Genomic DNA, 522 nt, shown 5'->3' on the forward strand with positions numbered 1-522 from the left:
GGCTTTTCAGCGGGTGCGGCCTTAACAGGCTTCTGCGTCTGGCCGTACATCATGAGATCATTGCGCTCGAGAAACTTTTGGAATTCCCGGATCGCCGAGACGTTGCCGGCGTTGACGCCGTCCATCAGTTTGGTGCCGACCTGCGCGGTCAGCCGATCGCGCGCAACGTCCCGAAACTTGAGCTCTGAAAAATAATGCTTCCGCAGCGTTGGCTGTGTGATGTACAGCGCCGCCGCGATCCGTTCATTGCTCCAACCCATCGCGACTAACAGGCTGACACGATTCCGGTTTTGCTGGTTGGCAACATGCTCCGGCCGACCACGCCCGCCCCAGTTGGCCGGCACAGGATCGCCGAACAGGTCGAAAACTTCGGCCATGATGAAAAAAAACCCGTCAATGTGAGATAGGCCGGTCCGTGGAGAGGGCCTCGCGAAGGAAATGCCCACTCCCTACCCCTCAATCAGTCCCAGACGCCGCGCGTGTGCAGGCTCGCCTGCTCCTCGCGCTGCTTGTCTCGATCGT

Annotated in this window: 1 protein-coding gene; it reads right to left on the bottom strand. The window is 59.8% G+C overall.

The features are described 5' to 3' along the window. Positions 1 to 377 (bottom strand): hypothetical protein (locus tag AC628_RS41815; RefSeq protein ID WP_210190350.1); only part of this gene is annotated, 377 nt, incomplete at its 3' end. Positions 378 to 522: the final 145 nt, after the last annotated feature.

Origin of the sequence: Bradyrhizobium sp. NAS96.2, assembly GCF_001908235.1 — a bacterium.
Taxonomy (GTDB): domain Bacteria; phylum Pseudomonadota; class Alphaproteobacteria; order Rhizobiales; family Xanthobacteraceae; genus Bradyrhizobium.